Source organism: Cereibacter changlensis JA139, assembly GCF_003034985.1.
GTDB classification, from domain to species: Bacteria; Pseudomonadota; Alphaproteobacteria; order Rhodobacterales; family Rhodobacteraceae; genus Cereibacter; species Cereibacter changlensis.
Genome location: NZ_PZKG01000018.1, coordinates 34,101 through 52,858, shown reverse-complemented (window position 1 = coordinate 52,858; position 18,758 = coordinate 34,101). Strand labels below are relative to the sequence as shown.

The 18,758-nt window shown below is 69.6% G+C and carries 19 protein-coding genes; 13 read left to right on the top strand and 6 right to left on the bottom strand.

Going from position 1 to position 18,758, the window contains the following annotated elements; genetic code table 11:
• The 12 genes from C5F48_RS06300 to recN all read left to right on the top strand — a co-directional run.
• The coding region (locus tag C5F48_RS06300; protein ID WP_308812742.1) for a glycosyltransferase at positions 1-552 on the top strand (552 nt) is incomplete at its 5' end.
• On the top strand, positions 549-1,961 hold the full coding sequence (murC, locus tag C5F48_RS06295) for a UDP-N-acetylmuramate--L-alanine ligase (protein ID WP_107663061.1): 1,413 nt from the start codon (positions 549-551) through the stop codon (positions 1,959-1,961). The genes C5F48_RS06300 and murC, both read left to right, overlap by 4 nt.
• Positions 1,962-1,974: 13 nt before the next feature.
• The gene (locus C5F48_RS06290; RefSeq protein ID WP_181247673.1) at positions 1,975-2,235 is read left to right on the top strand and encodes a DUF2484 family protein; all 261 of its coding nucleotides are present in this window, start codon (positions 1,975-1,977) and stop codon (positions 2,233-2,235) included.
• The gene (locus C5F48_RS06285; protein ID WP_107663060.1) at positions 2,232-2,483 is read left to right on the top strand and encodes a DUF2484 family protein; all 252 of its coding nucleotides are present in this window, start codon (positions 2,232-2,234) and stop codon (positions 2,481-2,483) included. Before C5F48_RS06290 ends, C5F48_RS06285 begins: the two co-directional genes overlap by 4 nt.
• Complete coding sequence (murB, locus tag C5F48_RS06280; protein WP_107663059.1) at positions 2,480-3,421, top strand: UDP-N-acetylmuramate dehydrogenase; 942 nt, start codon at positions 2,480-2,482, stop codon at positions 3,419-3,421. Before C5F48_RS06285 ends, murB begins: the two co-directional genes overlap by 4 nt.
• Positions 3,422-3,475: 54 nt before the next feature.
• Positions 3,476-4,399, top strand: coding sequence for a D-alanine--D-alanine ligase (locus tag C5F48_RS06275; protein ID WP_107663058.1), 924 nt, complete (start codon positions 3,476-3,478; stop codon positions 4,397-4,399).
• Positions 4,387-5,271, top strand: coding sequence for a cell division protein FtsQ/DivIB (locus C5F48_RS06270; RefSeq protein WP_107663057.1), 885 nt, complete (start codon positions 4,387-4,389; stop codon positions 5,269-5,271). The genes C5F48_RS06275 and C5F48_RS06270 overlap by 13 nt, the downstream gene beginning before the upstream one ends.
• Positions 5,268-6,602, top strand: coding sequence for a cell division protein FtsA (gene ftsA, locus C5F48_RS06265; protein WP_107663056.1), 1,335 nt, complete (start codon positions 5,268-5,270; stop codon positions 6,600-6,602). Before C5F48_RS06270 ends, ftsA begins: the two co-directional genes overlap by 4 nt.
• A 181-nt stretch (positions 6,603-6,783) precedes the next feature.
• The gene (gene ftsZ, locus C5F48_RS06260; protein ID WP_107663055.1) at positions 6,784-8,439 is read left to right on the top strand and encodes a cell division protein FtsZ; all 1,656 of its coding nucleotides are present in this window, start codon (positions 6,784-6,786) and stop codon (positions 8,437-8,439) included.
• 228 nt (positions 8,440-8,667) lie between these two features.
• Positions 8,668-9,588, top strand: a complete 921-nt coding sequence (lpxC, locus tag C5F48_RS06255) for a UDP-3-O-acyl-N-acetylglucosamine deacetylase (RefSeq protein WP_107663054.1) — start codon at positions 8,668-8,670, stop codon at positions 9,586-9,588.
• 117 nt (positions 9,589-9,705) lie between these two features.
• Positions 9,706-10,548, top strand: a complete 843-nt coding sequence (locus C5F48_RS06250; RefSeq protein ID WP_107663053.1) for an outer membrane protein assembly factor BamD — start codon at positions 9,706-9,708, stop codon at positions 10,546-10,548.
• 42 nt (positions 10,549-10,590) lie between these two features.
• The gene (gene recN, locus C5F48_RS06245; RefSeq protein WP_107663062.1) at positions 10,591-12,234 is read left to right on the top strand and encodes a DNA repair protein RecN; all 1,644 of its coding nucleotides are present in this window, start codon (positions 10,591-10,593) and stop codon (positions 12,232-12,234) included.
• On the opposite strand, the gene C5F48_RS06240 is transcribed toward recN, so the two are convergent.
• The 4 genes from C5F48_RS06240 to C5F48_RS06230 all read right to left on the bottom strand — a co-directional run bounded on the left by C5F48_RS06240 (position 12,231) and on the right by C5F48_RS06230 (position 14,316).
• Positions 12,231-12,614 (bottom strand): nuclear transport factor 2 family protein, encoded by a 384-nt coding sequence (locus C5F48_RS06240; RefSeq protein ID WP_245941419.1) that lies wholly within the window; start codon positions 12,612-12,614, stop codon positions 12,231-12,233. The genes recN and C5F48_RS06240 overlap by 4 nt on opposite strands.
• Before the next feature lie 88 nt (positions 12,615-12,702).
• Positions 12,703-13,359 carry a DUF1638 domain-containing protein gene (locus C5F48_RS06235; RefSeq protein ID WP_107663051.1) on the bottom strand — a complete coding sequence of 219 codons (657 nt, stop codon included), beginning with the start codon at positions 13,357-13,359 and terminating at the stop codon, positions 12,703-12,705.
• On the bottom strand, positions 13,356-13,505 hold the full coding sequence (locus C5F48_RS25080; RefSeq protein WP_170139642.1) for a hypothetical protein: 150 nt from the start codon (positions 13,503-13,505) through the stop codon (positions 13,356-13,358). The genes C5F48_RS06235 and C5F48_RS25080 overlap by 4 nt, the downstream gene beginning before the upstream one ends.
• A 109-nt stretch (positions 13,506-13,614) precedes the next feature.
• Positions 13,615-14,316, bottom strand: a complete 702-nt coding sequence (locus C5F48_RS06230; protein WP_107663050.1) for a cobalamin B12-binding domain-containing protein — start codon at positions 14,314-14,316, stop codon at positions 13,615-13,617.
• A 154-nt stretch (positions 14,317-14,470) separates the two neighbouring features.
• Between C5F48_RS06230 and C5F48_RS06225 the strand changes: the two genes are divergently transcribed.
• The gene (locus C5F48_RS06225) at positions 14,471-15,556 is read left to right on the top strand and encodes a PA0069 family radical SAM protein (RefSeq protein ID WP_107663049.1); all 1,086 of its coding nucleotides are present in this window, start codon (positions 14,471-14,473) and stop codon (positions 15,554-15,556) included.
• A gap of 175 nt (positions 15,557-15,731) precedes the next feature.
• Here C5F48_RS06225 and bmt read toward each other — a convergent pair whose 3' ends face one another.
• Positions 15,732-16,739 (bottom strand): betaine--homocysteine S-methyltransferase, encoded by a 1,008-nt coding sequence (bmt, locus tag C5F48_RS06220; protein WP_107663048.1) that lies wholly within the window; start codon positions 16,737-16,739, stop codon positions 15,732-15,734.
• 90 nt (positions 16,740-16,829) lie between these two features.
• On the bottom strand, positions 16,830-18,689 hold the full coding sequence (locus C5F48_RS06215) for a phosphatidylglycerol lysyltransferase domain-containing protein (RefSeq protein WP_107663047.1): 1,860 nt from the start codon (positions 18,687-18,689) through the stop codon (positions 16,830-16,832).
• Positions 18,690-18,758: the final 69 nt, after the last annotated feature.

Genomic DNA, 18,758 nt, shown 5'->3' with positions numbered 1-18,758 from the left:
CCGATGAGCCTGCTGGTCATCGGCGGCAGCCAGGGCGCGCGCATCCTCTCCGACGTGGTGCCCGAGGCCATCGCCGGCCTGCCGGAGGAGCTGCGCGGCAACGTCCGCGTCGCGCATCAGGCCCGGGCCGAAGACCTCGACCGCGTGACCCGCGCCTATGCCGAGGCGGGCATCCTCGCCGATGTGCAGCCCTTCTTCGCCGACATCCCGCGCCGCCTCTCCGAGGCGCAGCTGGTGATCTCGCGCTCGGGCGCCTCCTCGGTCGCCGACATCTCGATCATCGGCCGCCCCTCGATCCTGATCCCCTTCGCCGCCGCCACCGGCGACCACCAGAGCGCCAATGCGCGCGGGCTGGTGGAGGCCGAGGCCGCGATCCTGATCCCCGAATCCGCGCTTGACCCCGAGACGCTGAGGTTGCACATGACCGCCGTGCTGACCCAGCCCAAGGCGGCGCAGCAGATGGCGCGCAACGCGCTGGCGCATGGCCGCCCCGACGCCACCGAAAGGCTGGTCGAGGTGGTCGAGCACCTTGCAAGGAAAGAGACCACATGAACGCCGCGACCAAACTGCCGGGCGAGCTCGGCCCCATCCATTTCGTCGGGATCGGCGGCATCGGCATGTCGGGAATCGCCGAGGTGCTGATGACGCTGGGCTACCGGGTGCAGGGCTCCGACGCCAAGGCCTCGAAGATCACCGACCGGCTGGTGCAATTGGGCGCGACCTTCTTCGAGGGGCAGAAGGCCGCGAACCTCGGCGAGGCGGCGGTGGTGGTGATCTCCTCCGCCATCAAGAAGGGCAATCCCGAACTGGAAGAGGCCCGGCTGCGCGGCCTGCCGGTGGTGCGCCGGGCCGAGATGCTGGCCGAGCTGATGCGGCTGCGCTCCAACATCGCCATCGCCGGCACCCACGGCAAGACGACGACGACCACCATGGTCGCCACGCTCCTGGACAAGGGCGGCTTCGATCCCACCGTCATCAACGGCGGCGTCATCCATGCCTACGGCTCCAACGCCCGCGCCGGGGCAGGGGAGTGGATGGTGGTCGAGGCCGACGAATCGGACGGCTCCTTCAACCGCCTGCCCGCGACCATCGCCATCGTCACCAACATCGACCCCGAGCATATGGAGCACTGGGGCACCTTCGACGCGCTCAGGAAGGGCTTCTACGACTTCGTCACCAACATCCCGTTCTACGGTCTCGCCGTCTGCTGCACCGACCACCCCGAGGTGCAGGCGCTGGTCGGCCGGGTCACCGATCGCCGCATCGTCACCTTCGGCTTCAACGCGCAGGCCGACGTGCGCGCCATCAACCTGCGCTACGAGAACGGCTCGGCCCATTTCGACGTGGCGCTGCAGGGCGAGGGCGAGGGCGCGGTGATCGAGGGCATGGTCCTGCCGATGCCGGGCGACCACAACGTCTCGAACGCGCTCTCGGCCATCGCCGTCGCCCGCCATCTCGGCATGAAGAAGACCGAGATCCGCGAGGCACTGGCGGCTTTCGGCGGCGTCAACCGCCGCTTCACCAAGGTGGGCGAGGTGAACGGCGTGACCATCATCGACGATTACGGCCACCACCCGGTCGAGATCGCCGCCGTGCTGAAGGCCGCGCGTCAGGCCACCAAGGGTCGGGTGATCGCCGTGCACCAGCCGCACCGCTACACCCGGCTGCACACGCTGTTCGACGATTTCTGCACCTGCTTCAACGAAGCCGATGTCGTGGCCATCGCCGAGGTCTATGCCGCGGGCGAAGAGCCGATCCCGGGCGCGAGCCGCGATGATCTGGTGGCGGGTCTGATCGCCCACGGCCACCGCCACGCCCGTGCGATCCTGTCCGAGGAAGACCTCGAACGGCTGGTGCGCGAGCAGGCGCGGCCCGGCGACATGGTCGTGTGCCTCGGCGCGGGCACCATCTCGACCTGGGCCAACGGCCTGCCCACCCGGCTCATGGGGGCCGCCGCGTGATGCGGGCCCTCTGATGAGCCCGCCGCTCGTCCTCAGCTGCGTCTGGGTGCTTGCGGCCACCGGCACGGCGCTCCTGCCGATGCGGGCACAGATAATCCCCGGCCTCGCCCTCCTTGTCGCAGCCCCGCCGCTGCTCTGGGCGATCGCCGCCTCCCACGGCCTGCTTCCCACGCTGGCCGCCCTGTTCGCCGTCCTGTCGATGTTCCGTCGCCCGCTTTTCTTTGCCACAAGCCGTCTCATGCGCGCCGCCGCCGCGCGGGAGGATGACCGATGAGCCCCTCACTGATCGCCGCCTGCATCTGGGCCGTCGTCGCCTCGGTGGCGGCGATGCTGCCGCAGCGCACCCACTGGCCCGCGGCCTTCCTGCTGATCGCCTGCGGCATCCCGCTGATCGGCTGGGTCACCTATCAGAACGGCCCCTACTGGGGGATGATCGTGCTCGCCGCCGGGGTGTCGATCCTGCGCTGGCCGGTGATCTACCTGATCCGCTGGCTGCGCCGCCAGCCGGAGCGTCCCGAATGACCGACCTGTCCCTCCCCCCCGTCCGCGGTGCCCTCACCGCCAACCGCCCCTTGGCCGATCTCACCTGGCTGCGCGTCGGCGGTCCTGCCGACTGGCTGTTCCAGCCCGCCGACGAGGCCGATCTCCGCGACTTCCTCGCAGCCCTCGACCCCGGCATCCCGGTCTTCCCGATCGGCGTCGGCTCCAACCTCATCGTCCGCGACGGCGGGTTGCGCGCGGTGGTCATCCGCCTCGGCCGCGGCTTCAACGCCATCCGCGTCGAGGGCGACCGCGTCATCGCCGGGGCCGCCGCGCTCGATGCCCATGTCGCGCGCAAGGCCGCCGAGGCCGGGCGCGACCTCACCTTCCTGCGCACCATCCCCGGCGCCATCGGCGGCGCGGTGAAGATGAACGCGGGCTGCTACGGCAGCTACACCGCCGACCACCTGATCGAGATCCGCGCCGTGACGCGCGAGGGCAGGGCGGTGACGCTCCCCGCCGCCGACCTGCATCTGGCCTACCGCCAGAGCCGGCTGCCTGAAGGCTGGATCATCACCGAGGCCAGCTTCCGCGCCGCCCCCGGCGACCCCGCAACGCTCGAGGCCCGGATGGCCGACCAGCTCGCCAAGCGCGACGCGAGCCAGCCGACGAAAGAGCGCAGCGCCGGCTCCACCTTCCGCAACCCCGCGGGATTCTCCTCCACCGGACGTGCCGACGACGTGCAGGATCTCAAGGCCTGGAAGGTGATCGACAACGCAGGATTGCGCGGCGCCCGCCTGGGTGGCGCGCAGATGAGCGAGATGCACAGCAACTTCATGATCAACACCGGCGGCGCCACCGCCGCCGATCTGGAAGAATTGGGCGAGCAGGTCAGAAAAAGGGTTTTCGAGACAGCCGGAATAAGGCTAGAATGGGAAATCATGCGGGTGGGCGAAGCACCTGTAAGATCAGAAGAATAAACGAAGACAAAATCAAGAATAACGCAGCCGACAATAGGCGCGATGAGGCAGTAGATGGCGGGAATGTCTGGCAAGGCATCCCTCCGGGTGGCAGTGTTGATGGGTGGCCCCTCCGCGGAACGCGAGGTGTCGCTTGTCTCCGGGCGTGAATGCGCCAAAGCCCTGAGGGACGCAGGCTTTGAGGTGACGGAGGTCGATGCCGGCCCCGACCTCGCGCAGACGCTTGTCCAGCTGAAACCCGATGCCGTCTTCAACGCCCTGCATGGCCGCTGGGGCGAGGATGGCTGCGTTCAGGGCCTGCTCGAATGGCTCCGCATCCCCTATACCCATTCCGGCGTGCTGGCTTCGGCCCTCGCCATGGACAAGGCCCGCAGCAAGGAAGTCTTCGCCGCCGCCGGCCTGCCGGTGGTGACGAGCGTGCTCGCCTCCGCCGATGAGGTCCGTCAGCGCCACGTCCTGCCGCCGCCCTATGTGGTGAAGCCCAACAACGAGGGCTCCTCGGTCGGCGTCTATCTGGTGAACGAGGCCGCCAACTCCCCGCCTCAGCTGGGGCCGGAGATGCCGGCGACCGTCATGGTCGAGACCTACGTCCCGGGCCGCGAACTCACCGTCACGGTGATGCAGGACCGCGCGCTGAACGTCACCGACATCGTGACCACCGGCTGGTACGACTACGACGCCAAATACAAGGCCGGCGGCTCGCATCACGTCGTCCCCGCCGACCTGCCCGCCGAGATCACCGCCGCTTGCCTCGATTACGCCGAACGCGCCCACAAGGCGCTCGGTTGCCGCGGCATCAGCCGCACCGACCTGCGCTGGGACGAAAGCCGCGGCCTCGACGGGCTAATCCTTCTCGAAACCAACACCCAGCCCGGCATGACTCCGACCTCGCTCGCCCCCGAGCAGGCGGCCCGTGCGGGGATGTCCTTCGCCGACTTCTGCGCCTGGATCGTGGAGGACGCCTCATGCAATCGCTGAGCGCCACCCCGCCGCGCCGCGACCCGGCGCCCAGCCGCGCCGCCTACCGCATGCAGCGGCTCTGGCTGACGCCGCTGTTCCGCACCCTGATGCGCGTTGGCCTGCCGGCCTTCGGCATCGTCTTCCTGATCGGCATCTACCTCGCCAGCGACGCCCGCCGCGCCGAGCTTGCCGGCGGCTTCGAATCGATGATCGACGCCTTCCAGCAGCGCCCCGAGTTCATGGTCTCGCTGCTGTCGGTCGAGGGGGCCTCCCCCGGCCTGTCCGACAGCATCCGCGAGGCGATGGCGCTGAAGCTGCCGCTCTCCTCCTTCGACATCGACCTGGGCGCCGCGCGCCAGCGGATCGAGACGCTGGACGCCGTGGCCAAGGCCGACCTGCGCGTGCGCTCCGGCGGCGTGCTGGAGGTGAAGGTGACCGAGCGGGTGCCGGTCATCGTCTGGCGTTCCGCCGCCGGACTCGCCCTGCTCGATCATGACGGCCGCCGGGTCTCGATGATCCAGACCCGTCAGGACCGCGCCGACCTGCCCTTGGTGGCGGGCGACGGCGCCGACCTCGCCGCCGCCGAGGCGCTGGAACTGCTCGCCGCCGCGAAACCCATCCTGCCCCGGCTGCGCGGCCTCGTCCGCATGGGCGAACGGCGCTGGGATCTGGTGCTGGACCGCGGCCAGCGCATCCTTCTTCCGACCGAGGCCCCGGTGAAGGCGCTCGAGCGGGCGATTGCGCTCGATCAGGCGCAGAAGCTGCTCGACCGTGACGTTCTTTCCATCGATCTGCGCATTCAGGACCGCCCCGTCCTGCGGCTTGCCCCCTTCGCTCTGGGCGAGCTGCGGCGCTCGCGGGGCATAGATACAAGTGAGAGCGACCTATGACCGACCTGTACCAGTCCCAACGGGCCATGCGGAACATGCGTCAGGCCGCCATGCAGCGCGGCGTGATCGCCATTCTCGACGTGGGCTCCTCGAAGATCGCCTGCCTGATCCTGCGCTTCGACGGGCCGGAGCGGCTGCGCGAGCAGGACGGGGTCGGCTCCATGGCCGGGCAATCCTCCTTCCGGGTGATCGGCGCCGCCACCACCCGCTCGCGCGGGGTCCGCTTCGGCGAGATCTCGGTGATGAACGAGACCGAGCGCGCCATCCGCACCGCCGTGCAGGCCGCGCAGAAGATGGCCAATGTCCGCGTCGATCACGTCATCGCCTGCTTCTCCGGCGCCGAGCCGCGCAGCTACGGCCTTGCCGGCGAATGGGAGCTGCAGGATTCGGTCGTTACCGAACAGGACGTGGCCCGGGTGCTCGCCGCCTGCGACGTGCCCGACATCGGCCCGGGCCGCGAGGTGCTGCACGCCCAGCCGGTCAACTTCGCCCTCGACCACCGCACCGGCCTCGGCGATCCGCGCGGCCAGATCGGCAACCGTCTGGCCTGCGACATGCACCTGCTGTCGGTCGAGGCCGACGTGATCCAGAACCTGCTCTACTGCATCAAGCGCTGCGATCTGGAACTCGCGGGCATCGCCTCCTCCGCCTATGTCTCCGGCGTCTCCAGTCTGGTCGAGGACGAGCAGGAATTGGGCGCCGCCTGCATCGACATGGGCGGCGGCTCCACCGGGATCTCGGTCTTCATCAAGAAGCACATGATCTATGCCGACGCGGTGCGGATGGGCGGCGACCATGTCACCTCCGACATCTCCAAGGGCCTGCAGGTGCCGCTGGCCGTGGCCGAGCGGATCAAGACCAAGCATGGCGGGGTGCATGCCACCGGCATGGACGACCGCGACATGATCGAGATCGGCGCCGATTCCGGCGACTGGGAAAAGGACCGCCGCACCGTCAGCCGCACCGAGCTGATCGGCATCATGCGCCCCCGCGTCGAGGAGATCCTCGAGGAGGCCCGCGCCCGGCTCGACGCCGCCGGTTTCGAGCATCTCCCCAGCCAGCAGATCGTCCTGACCGGCGGCGCCAGCCAGATCCCCGGGCTCGACGGTCTGGCCGCCCGCATCCTCGGCCAGCGCGTCCGCCTCGGCCGGCCGCTGCGGGTGCAGGGCCTGCCGCAGGCGGTCACCGGACCGGCCTTCGCCTCGGCCGTCGGGCTCTGCCTCTTCGCCGCCCATCCGCAGGACGAATGGTGGGATTTCGACATCCCCGCCGAGCGTTACCCGGCGCGGTCGCTGAAGCGGGCGCTCAAATGGTTCAAGGACAACTGGTAACCCCCACATCCAGCGTTCCCAGCGAAATACCGCCGAAAACAGGCGGTATCGTCCCATATTTTGTGGGCGACTGATGTTTTTTAGTGACGTTTCCGGCGTCTCCAGATAAACTTCGGGGTAATGCGGGAAAGGCGCTTCCTGAATGCGCCGCGGGACAACGAAAAAAGCAGGCGGATTGGCAATGGCACTCAACCTTATGATGAACACGCAGCGCGACGAATTGAAGCCGCGCATCACGGTTTTCGGCGTCGGCGGTGCGGGCGGCAATGCCGTCAACAACATGATCGAGCAGAACCTTGAGGGCGTGGAGTTCGTGGTTGCGAACACCGATGCGCAGGCGCTGCAGCAGAGCCATGCCACCAACAAGATCCAGATGGGCCTCAAGGTCACCGAAGGTCTGGGCGCCGGCGCGCGCCCCTCGGTCGGCGCCGCCGCCGCCGAAGAGACCATCGAGGAGATCGTCGACCATCTCGCGGGCGCCCACATGTGCTTCATCACCGCCGGCATGGGCGGCGGCACCGGCACCGGCGCCGCCCCGATCATCGCGCAGGCCGCGCGTGAGCTCGGCGTGCTGACCGTCGGCGTCGTCACCAAGCCCTTCCAGTTCGAGGGCAACAAGCGGATGAAGCAGGCCGAGGACGGCATCGAGGCGCTGCAGAAGGTCGTCGACACGCTGATCATCATCCCGAACCAGAACCTGTTCCGTCTGGCCAACGAGCGCACCACCTTCACCGAGGCCTTCGCCATGGCCGACGACGTGCTCTATCAGGGCGTGAAAGGCGTGACCGACCTCATGGTGCGTCCGGGCCTCATCAACCTCGACTTCGCCGACGTCCGCGCCGTGATGGACGAGATGGGCAAGGCCATGATGGGCACCGGCGAGGCTGCGGGCGAAGACCGCGCCGTGCAGGCCGCCGAGAAGGCTATCGCCAACCCGCTGCTCGACGAGATCTCGCTGCACGGCGCCAAGGGCGTGCTGATCAACATCACCGGCGGCTACGACCTCACGCTGTTCGAACTCGACGAGGCCGCGAACATCATCCGCGAGAAGGTCGATCCGGACGCCAACATCATCGTCGGCTCGACGCTCGACACCTCGATGGAAGGCATGATCCGCGTTTCCGTCGTCGCCACCGGCATCGACGCCGCCAAGGCCGCGGTCGAGACCCCGGTGACCCGCCGCTCGATGGCCGCGCCGCTGCCGGCCACCTTCACCGCGCCCGAGCCGGTGACCGAGCGCCCGCTGCCGCGCCGCGACGCCCCGAAGCCCGTGGCCGCCGCCGCGCCGGCTCCCGCGCCGATGCAGGCCCCGGCCCAGCCGGCGCCGAGCCTCTATGGCGCCGCCGAGGAAACCGGCAGCGAGGATTACGCGGAAGAGCAGGGCTACGAGCAGGCTTCCGACGGTCTGCCGCCGCCGGCCTACCGGCCGCAGCCGGCCCCCGCGCCGCAGCCGCGCCCGACCTCCGCGCATGACAACGACGCCGCCGCTTTCGTCGCCCCGCGTCCGCGCAGCCCCGGCCAGCCCTCGCCCGAGGCCCTGGCCCGGCTGCAGGCCGCGGTCAGCAAGTCGCCGGCCCGCCAGCCGATCGCGCCGCAACAGCAGCCCCGCGGTCAGGCCCCGCAACAGCAGCGCCCGGCCGCCGCTGCCGAGAAGCCGCGCTTCGGCATCGGCTCGCTGATCAACCGCATGGCCGGCCATGCCGAGCCGCAGCCGGAACGGGCGCAGCCGATGGCCCGCCAGCAGCCGCCGGTGACGGCCTACGACGACGAGCCGGAGCTGAGCGCCGATCAGGAACGTATCGAAATCCCGGCCTTCCTGCGTCGTCAGGCCAACTGATCCAGATCACAACCTCTGTGGAAAAGGCCCGGGCAACCGGGCCTTTTTCTTTTGTAATACAGGCGCTTGAAGGGCGTTCTGCATGATGCCGCCCATCTGTCGTTCCTCTGTTACAAGCGGTCACAAAGAGTGAGTTGAGATAAATGTTCCAGACCCTTACCTCTCATCGGCAAGACGGGACCACCCGTCGGCGGCAACCGGGTCAACAAACCGGGAAAGGGTCTGAACGTGCAAAGCACCTTGAAATCAGCAGCGTCCTTCACGGGTGTCGGTCTGCATTCCGGCGCGCCGGTCCACATGGTCGTCAAGCCCGCCTCCGCCGATTATGGCATCTGGTTCCGCCGCACCGACATCACTGAAGGCGACGCGCTGATCCCCGCGCGCTGGGACGCCGTGGTGCCCTCCAAGCTCTGCACGCTGATCGCCAACGCCTCGGGCGCCACCGTCTCGACCATCGAGCATGTCACGGCGGCGCTGGCCGGTTGCGGCATCCACAACGCCCTGATCGAGATCGACGGCCCCGAAGTGCCGATCCTCGACGGCTCCGCCGTGCCCTTCGTCCAGACCTTCCTCGCCCGCGGCATCCGCCAGCAGGCTGAGCCGGTGCGCGCCATCCGCATCCTCGACACCGTCGAGGTCCGCGACGGCGAGGCCGTGGCCCGGCTGGAGCCCTCCGAGATGCTCGAGATCGACTTCGCCATCGATTTCGCCGAAGCCGCCATCGGCCGTCAGGCCAAGCATCTCAGCATGGCCAACGGGGCCTTCGTGCGCGAGCTCAGCGACAGCCGCACCTTCTGCCGCCAGTCCGATGTCGATGCGATGCAGGCCAATGGCCTCGCGCTCGGCGGCACGCTGGAAAATGCCGTTGTCTTCGACGGCGACCGGATTCTCTCGCCCGGCGGCCTGCGCCATGCCGACGAGCCGGTGCGGCACAAGATGCTCGACGCGCTCGGCGACCTTTCGCTGGCCGGTGCGCCGATCCTCGGCCGCTACACCGGCATCCGCGCCGGCCACGCGCTGACCAACCGCCTGCTGCGCGCGCTCTTCGCCCGCCGCGATGCGTTCCGCATGGTGGATTGCGGCCTGATGATGGGCTGCAAGCTGCCGGGCGTGGGCGTTCACCGCTCGGATATTCCCGCGCTTTCCTGAAGTCCACCGCGCCGATAAAGGCGTTTTGCGCCCCGGATTTTTCTGTGCTAGGACACAGGGAAAGCGCCACAGGGCACGGCTCCCGGGTGGCAGAGACAAGTCAGAGGTAAGCGGAACATGGCAGGCGGAAAGTCAGGCGCGCATTGGCTCGGCACGGCGCTGCTGGTCGCTGCGCTTGCAGGCTGCGGCGGCGGCAAGGAAGAAGGCCCGCCACTCGAAAGCTTCACCGCCGAAGAGATCTACAAGAAGGGCGAGTTCGAGCTCGAGGCCCAGACCAAGCCCGATTCCGCGATCCGCTACTTCTCCGAGGTCGAGCGGCTGTATCCCTATTCCGAATGGGCGAAACGCGCGCTCATCATGCAGGCCTTCAGCTATCACAAGGCCAAGAAATACGAAGACGCCCGCGGCGCCGCCCAGCGATTCCTCGATTTCTATCCGGGTGACGAGGATGCGGCCTATGCGCAATACCTGCTCGCCCTGTCCTATTACGACCAGATCGACGAGGTCGGCCGCGACCAGGGCCTGACCTTCCAGGCGCTGCAGGGCCTGCGCACCGTGATCGAGGATTACCCGGAGAGCGAATACGCCCGCTCGGCGATCCTCAAGTTCGACCTCGCCTTCGACCATCTCGCCGCGAAAGAGATGGAGATCGGCCGCTACTACCTGAAACGCGGCAACTACACCGCCGCGATCAACCGCTTCCGCACCGTGGTGCAAGATTTCCAGACCACCACCCACACCGCCGAGGCGCTGCACCGGCTGGTCGAATCCTATCTGGCGCTCGGCCTCACCGACGAGGCGCAGACCGCCGGCGCGATCCTCGGCTACAACTACCAGTCCAGCCCGTTCTACGACGACAGCTACAAGCTGCTCACCGGACGCGGGTTGAGCATGGAAGCCAAGGGCAACAGCTGGCTGAACCAGGTCTACCGGCAGGTGATCCGCGGCGAATGGCTGTAACGACGGGACGGAGCGCCGATGCGCATCCGACGGGGGCAATCCGTGCTGCGTTCGCTTGATATCCGCGACATGCTGATCATCGATCGGCTCTCGCTTGCCTTCCAGCCCGGTCTCAACGTGCTCACCGGCGAGACCGGGGCCGGCAAGTCGATCCTGCTCGACTCTCTCGGCTTCGTGCTGGGTTGGCGGGGCAGGGCGGAGCTGGTCCGCTCCGGCGCCGATCAGGGCGAGGTCATCGCCGTCTTCGACCTGCCGCCGGGCCATGCCGCCCGCGCCGTGCTGGAAGACGCCGGGATCGAGGCCGAGGACGAGCTGATCCTGCGCCGGGTAAACTACACCGATGGCCGCAAGACCGCCTGGGTCAACGACCGCCGCGTCTCGGGCGAGGTGCTGCGCCTCCTCTCCGACGCGCTCGTGGAACTGCACGGCCAGCATGACGACCGCGGCCTCCTGAACCCGCGCGGTCACCGCCAGATGCTCGACGCCTTCGCCGGGGTCGATCTCTCGACCTCGCGCCACGCCTGGACGGCGCTCGCCGCCGCCCGCAAGGCGCTGGCCGAGGCCGAAGCGGCGCTGGCCGTGGTGAAGGCCGAAGAGGACTTCCTGCGCCATGCCGTGGCCGAGCTCGACAAGCTCGACCCGCAGCCGGGCGAAGAGGCGCTGCTCGACGCCCGCCGCCGCGCCATGCAGGGGGCCGAGCGCATCCGCGACGACATCGCCCGCGCCCATCGCGCCCTCTCCTCCGAAGGCGCCGAGACCCTGCTGATCGACTCGATCCGCTGGCTCGAAGCCGCCTCCGACCGGGCCGAGGGCAAGCTGGAAGCGCCGCTCGCCGCGCTCAGCCGCGCGCTGATCGAGCTGGGCGAGGCGCAGGACGGGGTGGAGAGCTGCCTCTCGGCGCTCGACTTCGACCCGACCGAGCTGGAGCAGCTGGAGGAACGGCTCTTCGCCATCCGCGCGCTGGCCCGCAAGCATGGCGTGCTGCCCGATGATCTCGGCAATTTCGCCGATGACCTGCGCGCCCGGCTCGGCGCGCTGGACGGCGGCGAGCGTCACCTCGCCGATCTCGCCCGCGCCGTCACCGAGGCGCAGGCCGGCTACGACTCCGAGGCGCTGCGCCTCACCGCGATCCGCTCCGAAGCTGCCACCCGGCTCGACGCGGCGATGGCCGCGGAACTCGCGCCTCTGAAGATGGAACGCGCCGTCTTCGCCACCCAGATCACCGCCGGCGATCCCGGCCCCGAGGGCCGCGACGCCGTGGCCTTCACCGTCGCCACCAACCCCGGCGCGCCCGCCGGCCCGTTGAACCGCATCGCCTCCGGCGGCGAGCTGTCGCGTTTCCTCTTGGCGCTGAAGGTCTGCCTCACCGGCGACACGCCCGGCCTGACGCTGATCTTCGACGAGATCGACCGCGGGGTAGGGGGCGCCACCGCCGACGCCGTGGGCCGCCGTCTGAAGGCGCTGGCGGGCACGGCGCAGGTGCTGGTCGTTACCCACTCGCCGCAGGTGGCCGCGCTCGGCGCGCATCACTGGCGCGTCGAGAAGCGGGTGCAGGACGAGATGACCACCTCCACCGTTACCCCGCTCGACAAGCCCTCGCGGGTCGAGGAGATCGCCCGGATGCTGGCGGGCGACACCGTGACCGACGCCGCGCGCAAGGCGGCGCGGGTCCTCTTGGCGGGCTAGCCTTCCACGGCGGTGAACTGCAGGTTCAGCGCCTCCCAGTTCCGGCCGCGCGCCACCAGCACCGCGGTCAGCACCGTGGCGATGCGCCCGGATTCGTTGCCCTCCTCGTCGACGATCCCCGACAGCACGAAGCGCTGGTGCAGGATCTTCGCCTCGGTCCCCAAGGGCCGCAGCTGGGTACGGCCGGTCACCAGCCGCGCCCGGGCGCAGGCCCCGGCCATCTCGGCCCGCAGCCCCGAGGCGATCTCGCGCCGCCCCTCGCACCAGAGCCCGGTGATCGTCAGCATTGTGCCGTCGGCCGCCAGCATCATCGCCAGCCCGTCGGCCTCGCGCGCCGCGAAATAGGCGGCGAAGCGGCTCGGAAACTCTTCGGGCGTCATGCGCGCCACCCGGCCAGACTGGCCAAAACCCCGTTGCACGCTCCGCCCATACCGCTCTCCGCCGACTCGAAGATCGCACCCTAAGCGATTACTCTGCCCCGGAAAACCCCTCGGCAACGCCGGCCAGCACCGGGGCGAGGTCGCCATAGCCGGTGAAGCGCCGCTCATAGGCCAGCCCCAGCCTTGCGGCGCACTCCGCCGCCTTCAGATCCAGCGCCGGATCCTCGGTCTGGGCCTGATAGACGAGCTTGGTGTAATTGCCGAAATACATGTCGCGCAGCTCGGGATGCCGGTCCAGCCCCATCGGCCGCCAGACGAAGGCGTCGAACTGCCGCACCAGAAAATCGGTCAGGTAGAAGGCGGTGAACTCGGTCTCGGCGGTCGCCGCGAAAGCCGCATTGCCCTCGAAGAAGGAGTAGCAATGCGGCCCCTCCACCATGCCCACCCCCAGCTCGAGGCACTTCTCCTGCAACGCCCCGCCGGTGCCACAATCGGCATAGACGACGAAAACCTCGTCATAACCGGCGCGATGCGTCCGCACCGCCTCCTCCACCGCCGTCACGATCCGGTCGGGCCAGAGATGCAGCTTGGCCGGCAGGCATTGCAGATCCAGATGCTCCCAGCCATTCGCCCGCTTCAGCGCAAGGATCTCATGCGCCAGCGCGCCGCAGGCGATCAGCAGCACCCGCCCGGCGCGGGCAGGGGCCAGCCCCTCCTCGGTCAGGGTCCGGTCGTCCAGCCTCATCGCCACAGCCTCACGACCACGGCGGCCAGCAGCGCCACCAGCCCGAAACCGGCCAGCGGCAGGCCCGCGGCGCTGACCGCCGCCACCGTCAACGCGGCGGCGCCGATCACCCCGCAGAGCAGCATCGCATAGGTCTTGGGCGGCATGGCAGATCTCCCCTTCCCGAAAGATGCCTATCCGGCGCCGGCTTTCCAACCCCGGGCATGAAAAAGCCCCGGCTCGCGCCGGGGCCCTTTCGTGCCGAAGAAACCCGGCTCAGGCGCTCAGCTGGTTGTGCTTGCGCGCCACATAGACTTTGGCCGTCTCCACCGCCACGGCGGCGTCGCGGCAATAGGCGTCGGCGCCGATCGCCTTGCCGAATTCCTCGTTCAGGGGCGCGCCGCCGACCAGCACGATGTAATCCTCGCGCATGCCCTTTTCCTTCAGCGTGTCGATCACGACCTTCATATAGGGCATGGTCGTGGTCAGCAGCGCCGACATGCCGAGGATATCCGGCTTCTCGGCTTCCAGCGCCTCGATGTATTTCTCCACCGAGTTGTTGATCCCGAGATCCAGCACCTCGAAGCCGGCGCCTTCCATCATCATCGCGACGAGGTTCTTGCCGATGTCGTGGATGTCGCCCTTCACGGTGCCGATCACCATCTTGCCCATGCGCGGCGCGCCGGTCTCGACCAGCAGCGGCTTCAGGATGAACATCCCGGCCTTCATCGCATTGGCCGCCAGCAGCACTTCCGGCACGAAGAGGATGCCGTCGCGGAAGTCGGCGCCGACGATGGTCATGCCGGCGACCAGCGCCTTGGTCAGCACGTCATAGGGCGTCCAGCCGCGGGCGATCAGGATGTTGACGCCTTCCTCGATCTCCTCCTTCATCCCGTCGTAGAGGTCGTCATGCATCTGCAGGACAAGCTCGTCGTCGGAAAGCTCGGAAAGGATGATCTCGTCGTTGTCGTCAGCCATGGCGGGCTCCTGCGGGTATGGGTCTGGACTTGCATGGGGCGAAAGCGGGGCGGGCACTATTCGGATTGCGACACGGCGCAGGTGAAAGCCGACGCGGCCCTGTCGGCCCCGGATTTCCTTGCCTGATGTTCGCGTTCCGTTCTATAGTCGCGCGATGGAAAAAGACGATACCCTGCTGCCCGGCCAGCGCCTCCGGGCGCGCGGCGCTTCGGGCAATGCCTCGGGCCGGTTCGAGCCTCGGGCCCGTGTCGCGCATCACGACGGCTGGGACCTGCCGGAGGAGGAGCGGCTGCTGCGCACCGAGGTCCGGCTGGAGCGGCCGCGCTCGGCGCTCAGCTACAACCGCTCGCCGGATCTGCCCTTCGACCGCTCGGTGAACCCCTATCGCGGCTGCGAACATGGCTGCATCTATTGCTTCGCCCGTCCCAGCCACGCCTATCTCAACCTTTCGCCGGGTCTCGATTTCGAGACCCGGCTGATCGCCCGCCCCGGCATCGGCGCCGTGCTCGACCGCGAGCTGCGCGCCAAGGGCTACGAGGTCGCGCCCATCGCGCTCGGCACCAACACCGACCCCTATCAGCCGATCGAGGCCGAGCACCGGGTGATGCGCGAGGTGCTCGAGGTGCTCTCCGCTTTCAACCACCCGACGGCGATCACCACCAAGGGCACGCTGATCGAGCGCGATCTCGACATCCTCGCCCCGATGGCGGCGCAGGGCCTCGTCCGCGTCGGCCTGTCGATCACCACGCTCGACCCGGGTCTGTCGCGCCGGCTGGAGCCGCGCGCGCCGCTGCCCGCCCGCCGCCTCGCCGCGATCCGCCGCCTGACCGCGGCCGGCATCCCGGTACGCGTCATGGTCGCCCCGGTGATCCCCGGCCTCACCGATCCCGAGCTCGACGCCATCCTCGCCGCGGCGGCCGAGGCGGGGGCCTCTGCCGCCAGCTGGATCATGCTGCGCCTGCCGCTCGAGGTCTCGCCGCTGTTCCAGGATTGGCTCTCCGAACACGCGCCCGACCGCGCCGCCAAGGTTATGGCCCGGGTGCGCGAGGTGCATGGCGGCCGCGACTACGACCCCGCCTGGGGCAAGCGGATGCGCGGCGAGGGGCAGTGGTCCACGCTCATCGACCAGCGCTTCAAACTGGCGCTGGCCCGCACCGGCCTCAGCCAGCCGCAACCGCCGCTGCGCCGCGACCTCTTCCGCCCGCCGCCCCGCGCCGGGGAGCAGCTCGCCCTGTTCTGACCCTTGGCCAGAGCGCATGCGAAAAAATCGCCAAAAGATTGACGCCAACTCGATTTCCGTTGTCTATCAGCAGCTTGCCCGGATTTTCACGCGTGAAAACCCTCATTTTCTGTCGAAAAATATCCTCGGGGGTGGGGTCCGGGGAGGGGGCAGACAGCCCCCTCCCCGGCGCTTCCTACCCGCGCCGCCGCTTCCGCACCGGCGCGCCCGCATCATCCCCGGTCCCGTCCGTGGCCGAGGAAAATCCCCCCATCGCCTGCGACACCGCCTCAAGCGAGGGCCGCGGCCCGCGCGGCCGGGTCTCCAGCGCCTCGCGCATCGCCTTCAGATGCTCCGGCATGGTGCCGCAGCAGCCGCCGATGATCCTCGCGCCGGCATCCCGCGCCATCACCGCGTACTCCGCCATCAGCGCCGGGGTGCCGTCGTAATGGATGTGCCCGTCGTGGTACTTCGGGATGCCAGCATTCCCCTTGGCGATGATCGGCCGCTCGGTGCCCTGCGCCGAGAAGCCGAGCACGGTGCGCAGCAGGTCCGAGGCCCCGACGCCACAATTCGCCCCGAAGGCCAGCGGCGGGTTCGGCAGCTTCTCCACCAGGTCGACCAATGAAGCCGAGGTGATCCCCATCATCGTCCGCCCCGCGGTGTCGAAGCTCATCGTGCCGCACCAGGGCATGCCCGCCAGCCGCGCCGCCTCCGCCGCCGCGCGGAACTCCTCCGCCGCCGAGATCGTCTCGACCCAGAGCACATCTGCCCCGCCGGCCTTCAGCCCCTCGGCCTGCTCGTGGAACATCTCCACCGCCCGGGCATGGGTCAGGCTGCCCATCGGCTCGAAGATCTCGCCGGTCGGCCCGACCGAGCCCGCCACCACCACCGTCCGGCCCGAGGAGTCGGCGATCTCGCGCCCCAGCGCCGCCGCGACCCTGTTCAGCTCATGCACCCGGCCTTCCGCGCCGTGCAGCTTCAGCCGGCTGGCGTTGCCGCCGAAGCTGTTGGTCAGGAAGATGTCCGACCCGGCCTCGACCGCGTTGCGGTAGAGCGCGCGGATATTGTCCGGCTGGTCGATGTTCCACAGCTCCGGGGGCTCGCCGGAGGAGAGGCCCATGTTGAACAGGTTGGTTCCGGTCGCGCCATCGGCCATCAGCCAGTCGCGGGTGGACAGCAGGCGGGACAGCGCGTCGGTCATCGGATCCTCATTCATGCACGAAGGACCGCTGGCAGCGGCCCGTTTCCCAAGCTCTGCCATGCCGTGCCGTCTGGTGCAAACCCATATTCTTCATGATGATCTTGAAGCCTCGGGGGGAGATCGCGCCCCTTGGCGCGGCAGCCGGCCCGGGCGATGGATAGCCCGCGCGATCTCCACCCCGGCCAGCAACAGCGCGGCGCGCGAGGGGGCGGCGAGGTAGAGAGGGTCCCAGCGCGGGGCGAAACCGGCCTTGAACCTCTCCAGCCCGCTCAGGTCGACGCCGGCCAGCCGATGCGCCAGCCGGGCGGGCCAGCACTCCGGCCCGCCATGCAGTGGGGCGGCTGCGAGCGACAGCCGGCCGACGCCCGCCGCGGCGGCATCGGTGATGGCCCGCAGAACCAGCGCCTGCATCGTGCCGTCCGGCGCCGTGGCCGCCTGTCGCATCAGGTCCAGCACCCATTCGCCGCGCCCGTCGCGCCCCGGCCCCTCGTGGAAGGTGACGAATCCCACCAGCCGCGCCCCGTCCCAGCCGAGATAGACCCGCTGGCCGACCACATACTCCGGGCAGAAGCGCCCCATGGAAAAGCCGCGCTCGCCGCCCCGGGCGCGGGCCCAGCCCTGCGCCACCTGCTGCATCTCGGCCAGCGGCAGGGTCGCGGGGCGGGTGATCCGCAGCCCCGTCGCCTTGCGCAGCTTGCGCCGCAGCCCGGCCAGCGCCGGCCGATCGAGCCGGAAGCCCTGCGGGTCGAGCCAAGCCTCGCGCGCCACCGGCAGCAGGGCGAAGCCCTGGCGGCGGGCGGCGACGGCGGTGCGCGCGCCGCATTTGTAGAGACAGGGCAGCCGCGCCTCGGCCCGGGCCTCGGCAATCAGCCGGGGCAGGGCCTCGCTGGCCGGGGCGAAGGGGTCGAGCAGCCCGACCAGGAGATGCGGGGTGCGCCCGGCGAGCCAGCCGGAGTCCAGCAGCGCCAGCCGGCCCTGCCGCGCGAGCCCGGCTTCGGCCGGGGGCGGGCCCGCGACCGGCGGCAGGCAGGCCGGGGCAGGGCGCGCCGGCCCCCTTGCCAGCAGGGCGGCACCCAGCAATGCGGGCAAGGCGTAATAGACCCCGCGCCAGGCCAGCACCGCCGCCAGCAGCGGCGCCTCCGGCGCTTCGGGCAGCAGCGCGAGCAGCGTCACCTCGAAGGCTCCGACGCCGCCGGGCGTGCCGGAGACCAGCCCGGCGCCGAGCGCCAACAGGAAGGCGGGCAGGAAACGGGCGAGCGGCAGCGCCTCGCCGGGCGGGCAGAGCAGCCAGAGCGCGCCGCCCGCCGCCAGCGTGTCCAGCGCGGTCAGCGCCAGCAGCCCGCCCAGCGTGAAGCCATTCGGCCAGCGCAGCACCCGGTCGCGCAGCCGGAGCGGCGGCGCGGCAAGGCTGAGCAGCATCAGCCCGAAGCCCGCCGCCAGCACCAGAGCCGCCAGCTTCCGGAACGGCGCCTCGGGGATCAGCAGCAGGGTGGCGGCGGTCACCAACGCCCAGGCGGCGAGGAAGGACAGCGCAACCAGCGCCGACAGCCGCGAGGCCTGCCAGAGGCCGGCGCGGGGCAGCAGACGCCAACGCACCAGCCCGCCCGTCACCACTCCGAGGCCGAGCGTCTGGCTGAGCGCGATGGCCGCCATCCCGGCGCGGCCGGCGACGGTTGGATCGGCCCCCGAGCAGAGGTGGCGGTGGATCAGCACGTCGTAGCGGCCGACGGCATGGAAACTGAGCCCGGTCAGCGCCAGAGCGGCCAGCCATTGCCAGCCGGCGACGCGGGCGAAGGCCGCCTCCACCGCCTCGATGTCGACACTGTCCAGCCGCAGCTGCAACAGCCGCAGAAACAGCAGCACCAGCGCCAGCGACAACAACCCCTGTGCGCCGATCGACCAGAGCGGCCTGCCGGCCACCCGGGCGCTTGCGCCCACCTTCTTCCCCATCCCGATCTCCCGCCCCGCCTTGACGGCAGCTTAGGCGCTCGGGATGGACAGACCGTTAACGGCCGGACA